The sequence below is a fragment of the Stenotrophomonas mexicanensis genome (genome assembly GCF_032911605.1).
GTDB classification, from domain to species: Bacteria; Pseudomonadota; Gammaproteobacteria; order Xanthomonadales; family Xanthomonadaceae; genus Stenotrophomonas; species Stenotrophomonas maltophilia_A.
On record NZ_JAWJTG010000030.1, the window covers coordinates 13,247 to 28,268 of the forward strand.

The 15,022-nt window shown below is 65.1% G+C and carries 15 protein-coding genes; 9 read left to right on the forward strand and 6 right to left on the reverse strand.

Features of this window, described 5'->3' with window-relative positions; genetic code table 11:
• The first annotated feature begins 66 nt into the window (after positions 1 to 66).
• Together R1L06_RS13645 and R1L06_RS13650 are read left to right on the forward strand one after the other, a co-directional pair.
• Entirely contained in the window at positions 67 to 714 is a 648-nt protein-coding gene (locus tag R1L06_RS13645) for a hypothetical protein (RefSeq protein WP_317217983.1), read from the forward strand.
• A 60-nt stretch (positions 715 to 774) separates the two neighbouring features.
• On the forward strand, positions 775 to 1,461 hold the full coding sequence (locus R1L06_RS13650; RefSeq protein WP_049401056.1) for a hypothetical protein: 687 nt from the start codon (positions 775 to 777) through the stop codon (positions 1,459 to 1,461).
• 24 nt (positions 1,462 to 1,485) lie between these two features.
• Here the strand turns inward: R1L06_RS13650 and R1L06_RS13655 are convergent, their stop codons facing one another.
• On the reverse strand, positions 1,486 to 1,878 hold the full coding sequence (locus R1L06_RS13655; RefSeq protein ID WP_121504312.1) for a DoxX family protein: 393 nt from the start codon (positions 1,876 to 1,878) through the stop codon (positions 1,486 to 1,488).
• A 118-nt stretch (positions 1,879 to 1,996) separates the two neighbouring features.
• Between R1L06_RS13655 and R1L06_RS13660 the strand changes: the two genes are divergently transcribed.
• Entirely contained in the window at positions 1,997 to 2,416 is a 420-nt protein-coding gene (locus tag R1L06_RS13660; RefSeq protein ID WP_317217962.1) for an H-NS histone family protein, read from the forward strand.
• A 49-nt stretch (positions 2,417 to 2,465) separates the two neighbouring features.
• The gene (locus R1L06_RS13665; protein ID WP_317217963.1) at positions 2,466 to 2,873 is read left to right on the forward strand and encodes a hypothetical protein; all 408 of its coding nucleotides are present in this window, start codon (positions 2,466 to 2,468) and stop codon (positions 2,871 to 2,873) included.
• A 21-nt stretch (positions 2,874 to 2,894) separates the two neighbouring features.
• Here R1L06_RS13665 and R1L06_RS13670 read toward each other — a convergent pair whose 3' ends face one another.
• A complete protein-coding gene (locus R1L06_RS13670; RefSeq protein ID WP_317217964.1) occupies positions 2,895 to 3,536 on the reverse strand; it encodes a glutathione S-transferase family protein in 642 nt (213 codons plus the stop codon).
• A gap of 127 nt (positions 3,537 to 3,663) precedes the next feature.
• Between R1L06_RS13670 and R1L06_RS13675 the strand changes: the two genes are divergently transcribed.
• Positions 3,664 to 4,080: a hypothetical protein gene (locus R1L06_RS13675; protein ID WP_049423734.1), complete on the forward strand. Its 417-nt coding sequence runs from the start codon at positions 3,664 to 3,666 to the stop codon at positions 4,078 to 4,080.
• Positions 4,081 to 4,087: 7 nt separating this feature from the next.
• Here the strand turns inward: R1L06_RS13675 and R1L06_RS13680 are convergent, their stop codons facing one another.
• Positions 4,088 to 4,891: an AraC family transcriptional regulator gene (locus R1L06_RS13680; RefSeq protein WP_317217965.1), complete on the reverse strand. Its 804-nt coding sequence runs from the start codon at positions 4,889 to 4,891 to the stop codon at positions 4,088 to 4,090.
• Between the two features lie 7 nt (positions 4,892 to 4,898).
• Here R1L06_RS13680 and R1L06_RS13685 point away from each other — a divergent pair, with 7 nt between their 5' ends.
• Positions 4,899 to 5,849, forward strand: coding sequence for a DMT family transporter (locus tag R1L06_RS13685; protein WP_317217966.1), 951 nt, complete (start codon positions 4,899 to 4,901; stop codon positions 5,847 to 5,849).
• A gap of 8 nt (positions 5,850 to 5,857) precedes the next feature.
• On the opposite strand, the gene R1L06_RS13690 is transcribed toward R1L06_RS13685, so the two are convergent.
• Positions 5,858 to 6,886 (reverse strand): IclR family transcriptional regulator, encoded by a 1,029-nt coding sequence (locus tag R1L06_RS13690; RefSeq protein WP_317217967.1) that lies wholly within the window; start codon positions 6,884 to 6,886, stop codon positions 5,858 to 5,860.
• A 258-nt stretch (positions 6,887 to 7,144) separates the two neighbouring features.
• Positions 7,145 to 9,979, reverse strand: a complete 2,835-nt coding sequence (locus tag R1L06_RS13695; RefSeq protein ID WP_032128574.1) for a TonB-dependent receptor — start codon at positions 9,977 to 9,979, stop codon at positions 7,145 to 7,147.
• Between the two features lie 554 nt (positions 9,980 to 10,533).
• Here R1L06_RS13695 and R1L06_RS13700 point away from each other — a divergent pair.
• Positions 10,534 to 10,986: a PA2169 family four-helix-bundle protein gene (locus R1L06_RS13700; RefSeq protein WP_005419568.1), complete on the forward strand. Its 453-nt coding sequence runs from the start codon at positions 10,534 to 10,536 to the stop codon at positions 10,984 to 10,986.
• A gap of 85 nt (positions 10,987 to 11,071) precedes the next feature.
• On the opposite strand, the gene R1L06_RS13705 is transcribed toward R1L06_RS13700, so the two are convergent.
• Complete coding sequence (locus R1L06_RS13705; RefSeq protein ID WP_317217968.1) at positions 11,072 to 12,562, reverse strand: MFS transporter; 1,491 nt, start codon at positions 12,560 to 12,562, stop codon at positions 11,072 to 11,074.
• 107 nt (positions 12,563 to 12,669) lie between these two features.
• Here R1L06_RS13705 and R1L06_RS13710 point away from each other — a divergent pair, with 107 nt between their 5' ends.
• On the forward strand, positions 12,670 to 13,575 hold the full coding sequence (locus R1L06_RS13710) for a LysR family transcriptional regulator (protein ID WP_317217969.1): 906 nt from the start codon (positions 12,670 to 12,672) through the stop codon (positions 13,573 to 13,575).
• A 198-nt stretch (positions 13,576 to 13,773) separates the two neighbouring features.
• Complete coding sequence (gene cml, locus R1L06_RS13715; RefSeq protein WP_317217970.1) at positions 13,774 to 14,961, forward strand: CmlA/FloR family chloramphenicol efflux MFS transporter; 1,188 nt, start codon at positions 13,774 to 13,776, stop codon at positions 14,959 to 14,961.
• Positions 14,962 to 15,022: the final 61 nt, after the last annotated feature.

Below are 15,022 nucleotides of genomic sequence, written 5' to 3' on the forward strand. Positions count from 1 at the left end.
CCGGTCTCCTCTTCTCCGCGCGTTCTTCATTTAGGGCAACATCTGATCCACACGCAAGGATCGAACATGCCCGACACCCGCGCCCCGGTGGAAGACTTCACCACTGAAATCGAAGACAGCCGGCATCTGTTCGCCTGGTGCCTGGTCCGCTACGGCCAGATTCCCGAAGCGCTGGCAATCGAACAGGCACGCGAACGCTATCCGGACCAGGCCGCCGGCCACGAATACGAGCACGAACTGCTCTTCCACGACGAGCCCTGGCATTGGGCGATGCTGCATGTGCTGGGCGAAGGGTACTGGCACCAGAACCCGGAACTGTTGCAGCCGTCGCTGGAGTACGACACCGAATCGGACGCGCTGTGCCTGGCGCGCGGCGAGCCGATTCCCTTGCTGGATGAGGATGAGTATCTCAGTGCGCTTGCGCACGCGCGCCATATGCATGCGTGGACGTTGATCCATCAGGCAGGGATTGACGAAGAGCAGGCACAGCGGCAGGCGCTTGAGCACTACGCGTACTTTCCGCCGCATCATCGCTGGCGCATGTGCGTCCACGATGCGCGCGCTGCATGGGTCGACGTGATGAGCGTACTGCACATCAATGACTACTGGAGCCGGCCCGAACTGCAGAGGCCGCCTGAGGCGTACTGGCGCGCGTCACGTGCATTCGCCCTGGCACAGGGGCTCCAGCTGCCGGAAATTCCGCCTCCCTCATGAGAGGGCGCTGCAAGGGTGGCATGATGCGGCTTCCGCCGATCCGTACGACAAGGAGCCCGCATGAAGCGCAGTGCCCGTATGTTCGTCGCCCTGACTACCCTTGCGGCACTGCCTGCCGCTGCCGAGCCGTCCGACTCACCCAGGCGCCCGTCGGTTGACACCCTGCAACGCCTGATCGTCGACAAGGCACCGCAGACGCGCGTAGCAACACCGGACCACGAGCGCATCACCGCACGGCGCATCGATATTGTCGATGACACGGGGGTGATCCGCATGACGCTGTCCGGAAAGACACCGGCACCGATCATCGATGGCCTGCAGTACAAGCGCGCCTTCAACGTGGCCGGCATGGTGCTGTACGACGACAAGGGCAGCGAACGCGGTGGCTTCGGCACCGCCGATGTCGACGGCGGCATGGCGGTGCTTGCGCTGGACCATCCGGCGATGGATGCGATCGGCTGGCGGGTATCACCCGATGGTGCGGTGAGTTTTTCGATCAACCAGGCGCCGAAACTGATCCGTGAGCCTGCATTGGGCAACAAGCTGATTCCTGGGGTGCAAGCACCGACCCGCATCGGTCTGGTGGTCGGGCCTGACGGCACGCCGGCCATTGCCTTGAACGACAAGGCAGACCGCACGCGACTGCGCCTGACTGTCACTGCGGAAGGCTACGGCGCGATCGAGTTCCTCGATGCGCAGGGCAAGGTGATCCACACATTGGCGCCGGAGGCTGAGCTTCGGCGCTAGCGCGTGGGGGGCGCCGATCGGCGCTTACCCGCGCCGCCCTCTGCCATCAATGCTGTACCGCCCGGCCCCGGTGCAGGCCAGCAGCAGGAAGCCACCGGCCAGCCCCAGGTTCTTCAGGAACATGATCTGTTGGGTCTGGTCGGCGAAGTTGTGATGGAAGATGAAAGCGGTGACCAGGCTGAAACCCACCAGCACGATCGACACCAGCCGGGTCTGGAAGCCAAGCAGGATGCACAGTCCGCTGCCGATCTCGAAGGCGATGGTGGGCCAGAGCAGGATGCCGGGCACGCCCATCGCTTCCATGTAGCCCTGGGTGCCGCTGAGATCACCGAGCTTGCCCAGGCCGGAGATGAGGAACAGCGCCATCAGCAGGATGCGTGCAAGCAGGTAAGCGAGCGAATGGGATGAGTGGCTCACGTCGGTGTCCTCGGAGATGGCCGGCGAAGGCGATCGGAGCCCACCGGCAGTGAAGCCCGTGTCTACGCCAAGGGCAAGGCGCCTTGACAGCTGGCCGTCCGCAGGAGACCTTTCTCCCATGACGATTGATATTGAATCGCTCAGCCTTCGGGAGCTGGGCGCCTTGGTGGTTGCCGCTGAACAGCGGAAACAGCTGATATCCAGCCGCCGTCCGGCCAGTGCGGTACGGCGGATGTTGAAGGCCGCAGCAGCAGAAGCGGGGTATACCCTCGAAGAGCTGTTCGGCGGAGAGGTGGACGAAGAGGCCGCTCCCCGCCGGAAACCGGCACGGCGCAGAACCGGGAAAGTGGCTGCCAAGTACCGTGACCCGGAGTACAAGCGCCTGACCTGGTCCGGCCGCGGGCGCATGCCGCGCTGGCTGGCGTCCAAGGTGCAGAAGGGCCACAAGGTGACCGACTTCCTGATTCCTGGCCTGGCCCGGCCGACGGCGCGCAAGAGCAGCCCGATCGGCAAGCGCACGGTTTTCAAGAAGGATTGAACCTGCCGCGCAGCTACCCTGCCGGGGTCTTTGAACGAAGGAACACGGGATGGCACACGATGGCAGCATGACGATCTCACCCAGAGTCCTCTACATCGCGGCAGGCGCGGCGGTGCTGGTCAGCGTGCTGGCCTGGGCGGTGGAATGGAGTGGGATGGCCTATGTCTGCCCGTATTGCCGCGTGCAGCGCACGGTCATCGGCGTGCTGGGTGTGCTGACGCTGTTTGCGCGACCGGGCGGCCTCATCGTGCCGTGGTTGTCGTACACCGCAGGCGGCTTCGCATTCGTGGTCGCGGCGATGCAGCACTTCAACGGCTGGAAGCGTATTTCCGCCGGAGATTTCAGCTTCAACGCGCAGTGGTACATCGACCCGTGGCTGCTGTCAGGTTGCGCGATGCTGATCCTGGTGGCGCAGCTGATGCTGGTGCAGGCCGCATGTCGGCGCAGTCTGCGCTGAGGCCTGCCCACGGGCGTAGCGTCAGGCGTTCTGGAACACCGCCAGCTGCGCAGCAAACGCACGCTGGTAGGCGGGGCGCTGCGTTGCACGGCGCACATAGGCCACCACCTGCGGGTACTCATCGAGGAGGCCACTGCTCTTCAGGCGCAGCAGCACCGAAACCATCATCAGGTCGCCGGCGCTGAACTCGCCCTCCAGCCACAACGCCGATCCCAACCAGGCGGACAGCTGCGCCAGCCGCATACGCACACGCTCATCGAGCATTGGCAGACGCTGCGCATACCAGGGCTGCTCGTGCTCCAGCACCCAGGCCATCGAGCGCTCGACGATGGGCGGCTCCACCGTATTCAATGCAGCGAACACCCACATGATCGCGCGCATGCGTGCATCTGGATCAGCAGGAAGCAGGCCGGCATGCTGCTCGGCCAGGTGCAGCACGATCGCGCCGGATTCGAACAGGACCTGGCCGCCGTCCTGCCAGGTGGGGATCTGCCCGAAGGGGTTGCGGGCCAGGTGCGCGGGCTGCTTCAGCTCGGCAAAGCCGAGCAGCTGCACGTTGTAGGGCACGCCCAGCTCCTCCAGCGCCCAGCGCACGCGCATGTCACGGGCCAGGCCCTGGCCGCGGTCCGGGGAAGTGGCGAAGGCGGTGAGGATCGGGCACATCGTGGCACTCCTGCAGGTCGAAGGGCCTGCCTTTCCTGTTCCGACGAACCACGGGGCGGGAAATCGACACCCTTCCCGGGACGGCGGGCGATACACTGCCCGCCACCCACCACACCTGTGCCTCCTCATGTGGCAGCGCCGCACTTCCCTGGCCGAACTGCAGCAGCAACGCGATGTGCTGCAGGCTGAGATGGATGCGGACGCCCAGCGATGGGTCTCACAGCTTCCGCCGGATGATCTCGTGGCAGCGCTGATGCCGCAGGCGCGCCGGCTTCAGGAGCTCAATCAGCTGATCCTGCGGGCTACACCGCCGCGTGAGCTGATGAAGCGCCTGAAGGCGCTTGAGCGACAGCTGCTCGAACCCGGTACACAGAACGCAGGCGTGCGGAGGGGACTGGAAGATGAACTGCGCGATCTGCACCTCTATTTCAGCAATCCCCGCCGTCGCCCATTGACGGCAAAGGTCATTCTCATCCTGTTCGCCTGCGTTCTGGCCGCCTTGTTCCTGCCAAGGCTGCTTGCGGACCTGCTGATCGCTCTCTAGGCCGCCCTCACCCCGCCCGATGCAGCTTCCGGTACTGATCCGGTGTGCACTGTGCGTGTCGCTTGAACATCTCAGCGAAGGCGCTGACGCCGGAATAGCCCAGCTCCTCGGCGATCCGGCTGATCGGCCGGCGGGTGCACAGCGCCTCGGTGGCGCGCACGAACTTCACCCGTCCACGCCAGTCGCCGAGCGACATGCCCAGCTCGCTGCGTGCCAGGCGTTCGAGCTTGCGCACGCTCATGTGGTGGCGCAGCGCGATTTCGGCAACCGATTCGGCCATCGACAGGTGTTTCTCCATGTACGCCATCACCTGCTTCAGCGCATCGCTGCTGGCGATCGGCAGGAAGCTGGGCAGTACGGCCGCATTGACGATCTGGTCGATCACCACGGCGGCCATGCGCCGCTGGGCCGGGGTCTGCGGATCGGTCACGCCCTGCCGTGCCAGTTCGTGCAGCAGCTCGCGCAGCAGCGGGCTGACTTCCAGTGCACGGCAGCGATCAGGCAAGCGGCGTGACAAGGCCGGCGACAGATAGGCCGAGCGGTAGGCCAGCTGCGAGCGGTTGCGCGAGTAGTGGGCCATTCCCGGTGGAATCCAGATCGCGTAGTGCGGCGGGGACACCATCCACTCGCCGTCGATCTTCATCTCCATCACACCCTGCGCGACGAAGTTGAACTGGCCCCACGGATGGCTGTGCGTACCCCAGTCCGTGGGCTCCATCGCACCCTGCCGGAAGTAGATCGGACCGGGCAGCTGGCGGAAGGTGGGGATCGGCTCCATCGGTTGCCGCAAGCCGGGGGTGGAGTGGCGCATTTTCAGGATGTCCTCGATATGCGCCAAGCGTACGCTGGCCACTCCCCTACGTACACCTATACGCGTGAACTATCTCTTCCCGATCCTCGCCTGCCTGCTGTGGGGCGCGAACACCATCGTCACCAAGCTTGCTTCGGGCTCGGTCGGCCCCATCGACATCGGCTTCTTCCGCTGGCTGGTCGCGGCGGTGGTCCTGCTGCCGTTGGCGCTGCCACGTCTGCGCGAAAACCTGCCGACCGTGCGCGCCAATCTCGGGCGCTTCCTGGTGCTGGGCTGCCTGGGTGGGGTGATGTACCAGTGCCTGGCCTACTATGCGGCGCACTTCACCTCGGCCACCAACATGGGGGTGATCCAGGCGCTGATTCCGTTGATCGCGCTGGCGCTGTCGCGCGTGTTCATGGGCCATCCGGTGCGAGGCACTTCCATTCTTGGCGCGGTGATCTCCACCGTCGGCGTGGTGGCGGTGGTCTCGCAGGGCGACCTGGCACGGCTGGCGGCGCAGGGCCTGAACCGAGGAGACGCGATCATGCTGATCGGCGCATTGGCCTTCGCCGCCTACAACGTGCTGATGCAGCGCTGGAAGATTCCGCTGTCGGTGCTGGAGTCGCTGTTCCTGCAGGCCACCGCTGCATCGCTGATCCTGTTGCCGGTACAGCTGCTGGTCGGCACCGGGGTGAATAACCTCACGGCGGTCGGCTGCATCGGCTTCGCCGCCGTGTGCGCTTCGATCCTGGCGCCGCTGACCTGGATGACCGGATTGTCACGCCTGGGCGCTGCGCGCGTCTCTGGCTTCTTCAACCTGGTGCCGATCGTGACCGCCGCGCTGGCTGTACTGCTGCTGGGAGAATCGCTCAGTGGCTGGGTACTGGGCGGTGGCCTGCTGGCGGTGTCCGGCGTGGTGTTCGCCGAGTACAGCGCCGGGCGCGCCGCCGCAGTGCCGAGCGAGCAGCCCGCATAGGGCTTCGCTCATGCGGGATACGTGTCTCCGCTCAGCGCCTGTTCCACCCGCTGTTGCAGCGCGTCTGCATCATGGCCGCGTTTGCCCTGCAGGCTGAGATACAGTGAAAGCGGGTCCACCACATCGCCAATACTGGTGAATGCCGGCGGATAGGCCCAGATCTGCAGCCGTGCGCTCTGGAGGCAGTCCGGGCCGGGCATGGGAAGTGCGCCCAGCAACCGCCACGCATCGATGTGCAGTGCGCGGGTGCCACCGATCGGGGGCGGTGACGTTTCAGCAAGCGCATCGAGGCCGGCCGTCGGCGCCGGATGCCCCGCATCGCGGAGTGCCTTGGCGGTCGGGCCCCAGCAGACATCCACTTCCTTCAGGATGGGGGAACGCAGGAACGGCTGTGCCCTGGCCCAGACCTCGTCGCGGTTGCCGGCCAGCTTCAGGAAGCGCTCGCGGCCCCCGGTGGAGCGTTCAACCAGGCCGCGACCGACCAGTTCGGCAGACAGGCGCGACGCCGTCATCGAGGTGTAGCCGGCGACGGCACTGATCTCGCGCGGCGACCACCAGCGCGACTGGCCGCTCAGCAGCACGTGGATCAGTACGGCCTGCGCCGAAGGCAGCAGCGAGATGGCTTTCTTCTCATGATCGGGGTCGTCGCGGAACTCAATGGCCAGGCTCGGCGCGAACAACTGGGTGTGCGGGACCACGAAGTCGATGTGGTTCTCGACCAGGAAGCGGCGCTGGGTCGGCGTGAGATAGGGCGAGACGTACAGCACCAGTGCATTCGCTGCAGAGCGCAGGCAGCGCACATCCTCGATCACGCGGGTGCTGGACTCGCCCGGCTCGCGGGCCACGGCGAGCATGGCGGGGGTTTCCCCGTACAGCATCAGCCCGGCGAGGTGGTAGCGCGATGCCATCGCGTGGGGAATGGCATGCAATGAAGCAAGTGGATGCACTGCCGAGGCGAGCCCGGGAAGAATCCTGCGCAGGTACCGCTGCGCGTCAGCGACCAGGTCGGTCAGGCCGGTGCGAACTGCCGTCGTCATCTCGTACTTCCCTTGCGGCGGCATGTCCGGAAGATCGGAACCCGGCCACACCGTCACATTCAGTGGTGAACCTGGAGACGGGTGTGCAGTGTCGGGGCGCGTGGCGATCCATGCGGTCCTGCTCCTTAGCCGTCATGACATCAAGTGTTGCCGGGAACCTTGGAGATTCCGTCGAAAAACGATGGAGATTGGGTGGAGGCGGTGTGCATCGTGGCCGGCGGACTCCCCTTCCGCCGGCCACGAGCACGGACCTGCCCGTCAGAAGCGCTGCGAGTACTTCACGTACACGGTGCGGCCGATATCGAAGCCGCCGTAATAGGGGAAGGAGCTGGACGGCTTGGAGAACATGATCGGGCCCTGGTGGTTGAACACGTTGTTCGAACCCAGCGCCACGGTGCCGTCCCACGGCAGCTTGTAGCTGACCTGGATGTCGTGGAAGGCATTGGAGCCGACCTTGCGCAGGGCATCCGGTTCACCGTAGGCGTAGCGGTCGGGCAGGGTGCACGGACGGTTCGGTACGCAGTTTTCAACCATGCCGGAGTAGTAGCGCACGGTGTACTGCGTGCTGAAGTTGCCGAGCTGCCAGTTCACACCCAGGTTCGAGCGCAGGCGGGAAATGCCCGGCTGGCCGATCCGGCCCATCATGATCGTATCGCCGGCCGAGTTCTGGTTCTCCTCGTCGTACTTGGAGACATAGCTGTTCTGCAGGTCGATGGTGAAGCGGCCGAACGAGAACTCGGGCAGGCGGTAGCGGATACCCAGGTCCCAGCCTTCGGTTTCCATCGAGCCCAGATTGGCCAGACCGTAGAACATGCTGGTGATGTGGCCATCGCCAGCGCGCTTGACGCTGCCACAACGCGAAGCGTTGCCGAGCACGTAGCAGTCACGCAGGATGCGGTCGACGCTGTCCTGGATGATCATGTTGGTGATCTTGTAGCTGTACCAGTCGAGGTTGATGTCCAGCCCGTCCACCCAGCGCGGGCTCCAGACCACGCCCACGGTCTTGCTCTTGGACTCTTCCGGGCGCAGCTTCGGATCGGAGCCGGTGGTGAACTCGTCAGGCGTGGCGCACGGATAGCTGGCGCAGGGCTTCAGGCTCTGGTTCAGCTGCTGGTAGCCCAGCGGGACGCCGGCGGCGTTGCAGGCGGCATTGCCGTTGACGCTGTTGGTGGCGCCGATGCCGCACGGGTCGACATAGGTTTCGAAGCTGGTGCCCAGGCCGCCATACAGATCGGAGATGCTCGGTGCGCGGAAGCCTTCGGCGAAGGTGCCACGGATCATGAGCTCTTCGATCGGACGCCAGGCGAAGCTCGCCTTGGAGTTGGTGGTGCTGCCGAAGTTGCTGTAGTCGGAGTAGCGCGTAGCCAGGTTCACGGTCAGTTCCTTGGCGAACGGCAGGTCGCGCAGGATCGGCACGTTCACTTCGGCGAAGAACTCGTTGAGGCTGTAGTCGCCGGCGGTGGTGGATGCGCCCAGTGCAGTGCTCTGGCGCGACTGGGCGAAGGCATCGGGCACGAAGCGGCCTTCTTCCTTGCGGTACTGATACCCCAGGGCGACGGACAGGTCACCGGCAGGCAGTTCGATCACCGGGCCGGAGATGTTGGCGAAGTAACTGCGGGTCTTGGTGATGCCGGTATCGTTGAACGTCGGGAACAAGAAGCGCTGCAGTTCGGGATCGGAGAGAGAGCCAGCCCCCGCGACCCCGAACGGCAGCAAAGGATTCCAGGCCAGGCAACCCGAGACCGGCGATGCCGCCGTGCCACACCGGGCCACACCGTTGGCATCGAGGTAGGAGGGCCCCAATGCCTGCCGGGAAGCGATCAGGCTCATGTCGCCACGGCCTGTTTTTGTAACTTCATTTCGGTTGAACAACGCGCCGACTTCCCAGTCGTACGTCTTGGTGCCCAGCTCGAAGTAGCCGGACAGACTGGGTGCAACCCGCAGCGACTTCAGCTTGCTTTCGGTCGTGCGCGGCACTTCCCACAGGCGGCGATTGAACGCGATGCCGTGGTCGAGCGGGTTGAATACGCTGGCCGCGTCCAGGGGCGTGCCGAACTTGGTCGACTGGTACGGGTAGCCCGCGATCTGCTGGTCGGTGGTGCGCTCGTTGTAGCCGATGTCGGCAGTGAACTTGATCTGGTCGGTCAGCGCGTAGTCCGTGCTCAGGAACAGCGAGCGGCGCTCGATGCCGGTCTGCAGGTGCATCTGGTCGTTGCCGTTGGCGAACTCGGCCGGCGTGATCGGGTGGTAGTCGTTCGGGTTCTTCGGATCGCCGCCACGATTGAGGGTCTTGAATACGGCATCACCGGTATTGCACTTGTAGAGCGCCGGGTCGCACCACGAACCGTTCTGGCTGATGTTGCTCCAGTCCGCGCCCGGGTAGTTGGGGCCGGCGCCGCCGTACCGGGAGAACTCGCGGTCGCGGGCAAACACCGGGTCTGACTTCTGATATTCCAGTGCGAGCGTGTACCCGCCACGCTCCCCACGGGCGCCGGTGACCAGCGAGAACGTGCTGTCCTTGCCATCGCCCTGGCTGAACTGCCCGTGCTGCATGGACACTTCCAGGCCTTCGTAGTTCTTGCGGGTGATGATGTTGACCACGCCAGCGATTGCATCCGAGCCGTACAGCGAGGAGGCGCCGTCCTTGAGCACGTCGATGCGTTCCACCGCGCTCATCGGAATCTGGCTGAGATCCTGCAGGCCGCTGGTGGTGGCGCCGAGCCGCTTGCCGTTGACCAGAACCAGGGTGCGCGTGGCACCCAGATTGCGGATGTTGACGTAGTAGCCACCGACGTTCTCGCCGGACGCCAACGCGCGCGCACGCGAAATGGTCGGCGCGCCGGTGGATGTCAGGTTCTGCAGCAGGTCGGCGATGGTGGTGAAGCCCTGCTGCTCGATCATCGCGCGGGTGATGGCGATGATCGGCTGCTGCGTTTCGATATCCACGCTGCGGATGGCCGAACCGGTAACCTGGATGCGATCGAGGTTCTTCGGTGTTTTATCGCTGTCATCCTGCGCATGCGCGGCCGGTGACCAGGCAGCGGCCAAGGCCGTGCCCACTGCCAGGGAAAGCAGGGTGTACTTGTAGTGCATTTGGCTCTCTCCAAATCCAGTTGAATGGGTTTCCGCATCGCTGCGTGGAAACCGATCTGAAATCCCGCTGTGCGGAATCGGAAGGAACCTAACACTCCGTTTACAACTCGATTACGTTATGGACGCGTTATCGTCGCGCGCCGGATACAGCGTTCATGCACAGGCCATGCACGAAACCGCGACGCGCACCAAGGGTGCTCTGCTTCAGTCTGGCTGCGGGCTGATGACAGACTCCAGGAGACATCCGATGAATACCCCCGGCAAACCAAGACCCACGTGGAAGCAGTGGCATGTGCTGTTGCTGGTGCTTGCCATCGCACTGTTGGTGACGCTGATCATCGTCATCGCGCCATGGTGAATCGTCGGCGTTCTGCTCAGGTACCGTGAACGCGGAAATGCGACGGGATGAAGGAGTCAGGGCGCGTTGAGGGTGGTGATGCATGCATCAATTCGTACTCACCCAATCGGCACATTCAAACCTCCACAGTGGCCCCGAAGGCAACGCACTCGCGCTGTCATTCTCCATAGACCATCGAGCACACAGGAGCGATTCCATGAGCACCCAGTCCACCATCGAACACCGCCTCAATGACCTGATCGAGATCGCCCGCGACGGAAAGTCGTTCTACGAGGAAGCTGCGACCAAGGTGAAGGATGCCGAACTGTCGGCCCTGTTCACTCGTATTGCCGGCGTCAAGGGCCGCATCGTCGCCGCACTGAGTGGCTCCGTTGCTGCCAGCGGTGGCAAGCCGGCCGAGCACGGCACCGTGGTCGGTTCGATGCAGCAGTTCTATGGCAAGGTCCGCGCTGCATTCGGCGACACCAACTATGGTTACGTGGCCGAGCTGGAAGAGTCCGAAGACCGGCTGCTTGGCGCGTTCAAGGACGTGCTGAAGGACAACGAACTGCCGCCGGCCGTGCGCCAGGAAGTCACCCAGCTTCTGCCTGAAGTGCAGGAGTGCCATAACGTGATGCGTGCGCGCAAGCACGCCATGAAGGCGGCCTGACGATCATCGGCGGCCTTCTCCCCGGGGCCGCCACGGTCGGGGCAGCGTGGCTGCCCCGGCCATCTTTGCAACCAGCGCTCCAACATCATCGCCGCGTGGTGCTACGGCCCAGCAGCAACACCGCAAGGCTGGCCAGCAGCGCGGCGATGGCCGACGTCCACAGTGCACTGGCAAATCCATGGCTGTAGATCGCCTGTGCGAAGGCGGCGGTGCGCGCATCGGCGAAGGTGCCGGTAGCGATCGCATCGGCCATGGGCAGTACGTCGCGCGCGGGAACCGCCGCGGACAGTGCGCTGCGGATGCCCAGGCTCAAGGCACTGGACAGTACGGTGAATCCGAGCAGGATGCCGACAAAGCGCGTGGTCGCGCTGATGCCGGAGGCCATGCCGGCGCGCTCGCGCGGTGCCGCGCCGATGATGGCTTTGGATGTCTCGCCATTGAGGATGCCGCCGCCGGCACCGATCACCACCATTGCGACGAGTGCCAGCCACGGCAGGTGCTGCCACGCGGCCAGTCCGGCCACGGCATTGCCCGCGGCGGTGACCGACAGCCCGATAGCCAGCACCGCCGGACTGGTCAGATGGCGACCGAGCCGCCGGCCCACGCTGGGAAACAGCAGCATCGCCGCAGCGAACGGAAGCATGCCAGCACCGGCAGCCAGTACGCTCAGGCCGATGCCGTTCTGCAGGTACTGCGGCAGCATCGATGCCATCACCTGTGCGCTGACCGAATAGCCGACCATGGCAATGAGTGCGCCGACGAAACGCGGACTGGCCAGCAGCCCGAGATCGACCATGGGATGTGACCGTGCCCGTTCAACGATGACGAAGGCAACAGCCATGATGATGGCCAGGCCCAGCCCAATCAGCGCCGGGGCCGATGTCCATCCTTCTGCCAGTCCTTCCACCAGGAAGAACACGATGCCGAAGATGGCAGCGCTGAACGTGATGATGCCGGGCGGATCGAGCGGGCGGACCACGCTGTCTGACGACTCGGGTATCCAGCGCAGCGTGCCGTAGCCGAGCAGGCCCAGGAACGGCAGGATCGCGACGAACACCGCGCGCCAGCCCCAGAGTGCGGACAGCACGCCGCCGATCAGCGGTGAGAGCACCATCATCACGCCCATGGCTGTGCCCCAGAACGCCCATGCAGTGTCCTTGGCGGCCCCCTCGTGGTACGTGTGGCCGATGATCGACAGCGAGGGTGCCAGCAGAAAGGCTGCACCAATGCCCTGCAGAGCCCGCGCCAGGTAGAGCAGGGCAGCACCGGGCGCCAGTGCACAGAGCAGAGAGGTGAGGGCGAACAGGCTGATGCCGATCAGCAGCACCCGGCGGCGGCCGTAGCGGTCGGCGACAGCGCCGGCGGGCAGCAGCAGTGAGGTGAAGGACAGGATGTAGGCACTGATCACCCACTCGATATCCGCGAATCCGGCGTGCAGGTCACGCGCGATGCTGGGCAATGCGACCGCGACGGCATTGGTCTCCAGCACGGTCATCGTGCAGCCCAGCGAGGCCACCAGCAGGACCGCGTCAGGCAGCGTGTGCTGTGCAGGCGAAGGGGGAGGAGAGGGCGGCACCGGTCACTCGCAGGAAGGGGAGGACGGCCATTCCATCAATGATCGGTGTTTGTTTCATTCTCGGTGTTTTCTGGTTACGTTAGCTTGAACCTAACGAAATGCCGCCCATGGAACGCCGTCACCTGGAGTACTTCGTCACCCTGGCCGAGGAGCTGCACTTCGGTCGTGCGGCCCTGCGCCTGGGAATTGCCACTCCCACGCTGAGCGTGCAGATCCAGGACATCGAGCGTCGGCTCGGCACGCGCCTGTTCGACCGCGGCCGGCGCGAGGTGCTGCTGACCTCGGCAGGCGAGGTGTTCCTGGCGGAAGCCCGTGATGTGCTGCGCCGGTTCGAACAGGCCGAAACCCTGGGCCGGCGCGCGGGGCGGGGTGAGATCGGCAAGATCGAGATCGGCTACGTCGGCTCGGCGCTGTATGCCGGAGCATTGCAGGATCAGCTCAGCCGGTTCCGCAGCCGCTACCCGGGCGTGGAACTGCAGGTGAGCGAATGGCCGATGGGCGAGCTCCCGCAGCTGCTGCAGGAAGGACGGGTGGATGTGGTGTTCTGCCGGCCTCCGATGGATGTGCCCGACAGTTTCGGCGAACACACCCTGGTCGAAGACCAGTTCTGCGTGGCCCTGCCGGAAACCCATCCGCTGGCGCAGGCCCGGTCGCCGGTACAGCCGGCATCATTGGCCCGGGAGGGTTTCGTCATGCCGGAGCAGCCGGTGGGCGCAATGGAAGTCGGGCGCCGCGGCGGGTTCATTCCACGTATCCGTTCCCAGCCCGGGCATCTGGCGGCGGTGTTGGCCGAGGTGTCGGTCGGCGTTGGTTCGGTGGCGATCGTGCCATCGGTGCTGCAACGCACGCTGGTGCTGCCCGGAATGATCTATCTGCCACTGGCCGGCCCCACCATCGTCTCGACCATCGCTGTGCAGTACCGGCGGGCAGAGACTTCGCCCGTGGTGCGACGGCTGATCGAGCAGGTGAAGGAGACACCGTGCAGGCGCATCGACATGTTGCCCCTGATCTGAGCGCCGCGCGGCAGGTGGACGATTGCTACACTGGTGCCACCTGCATTCGCATTCGATGGACACCATGAACAACGGGGACGGTCCGCAGACAGTTCGCTGAGCCGCAACAACGATGCAGACGTTGTTGCGGTGATCATCCCTGCGATGCACGCGAATTGGATGGATCACCGCCGGATTCACTCTGGGCGGAGACTCCCCATGTTCAATCGACAGGCCCCGCGTTGGGCCCACCCGCTGCCATCGGCCATTGTGCTGATGGCGCCGTTCGACCTCCTGGCCTCGCTGGCCATGGACATCTATCTTCCTGTGGTGCCGGTGATGCCGCAGGCATTGCAGACATCACCGACGCTGGTGCAGCTCACCTTGAGCATCTACCTGCTGGCGCTTGGCCTCGGCCAGTTGCTGTTCGGCCCGTTGTCCGACCGCATCGGGCGGCGGCCGGTCCTGTTGCTGGGGACGTTGCTGTTCGCGCTTGCGTCGTTCGCGCTGGCCATGTCCAGCAGTGGCGCGGCATTCCTGGCCTGGCGAACCGTACAGGCGGTGGGGGCGTCGGCGGCACTGGTGGCGACCTTTGCCACGGTGCGTGATGTGTATGCTGATACAGCCGAAGGCGCGTCGCTGTACGGGCTGTTTGCCTCGATGCTGGCCTTCGTGCCGGCGCTGGGACCGATCCTCGGCGCGCTGCTGGCAGGCGCCTTCGGCTGGCGCGCGATCTTCGTTCTGCTCGGCGTACTGGGCATGATCGCCGGCATGCGCGCGGTACGGCATTGGCAGGAAACCCGCCCGCAGTGCCGGGACGCGTCGCGACCCGCGCTACGGCGCATCCTCGGCAGCGGCGCGTTCTGGGTCTACACGCTGGGCTTCAGTGCGGGCATGGGCACGTTCTTCGTGTTCTTCTCGGTCGCGCCCCGGCTGCTGGTCGGGCGCATGCAGTACTCGCCGCTGTCGTTCAGCCTGGCCTTCGCCACGGTGGCGCTGGTGATGATCGTCACGGCGCGGATGGCGAACGTGTGCATTGCCCGCTGGAACGTGCGCGGTACCTTCCTGCGTGGCCTGTGGGTGATGGTGGCCGGCGTACTGCTGATGGCGTTGGCCGCAGCGTGGCCTCCCTCGTTCGTCGGAGTGGTGCTGCCCATGTGGGGCATCGCGGTGGGGCTGGTGATGGTGGTTTCGGTGGCTGCAAGCGGCGCGCTGCGTGATTTCGCCGATGCGTCAGGTACGGCGGTGGCCCTGTACTACGCCGTGCAGAGCCTGATCGTGGCAGGCATCGGCACGCTGGTTACCCTCGTGCTGCCCGGCGATACCGTGTGGCCGCTGGTGGCCTATGGGTTGCTGTTGCCACTTGCCAGCCTGGCAGGTGCCGCCGCGCTGCGGCATCGCGCATAACGCTGGGTGGCGGGCAAAAAAGGGGGCGGCCGCAAGGCCGCCCCAACCCGTCAAGAGAGCA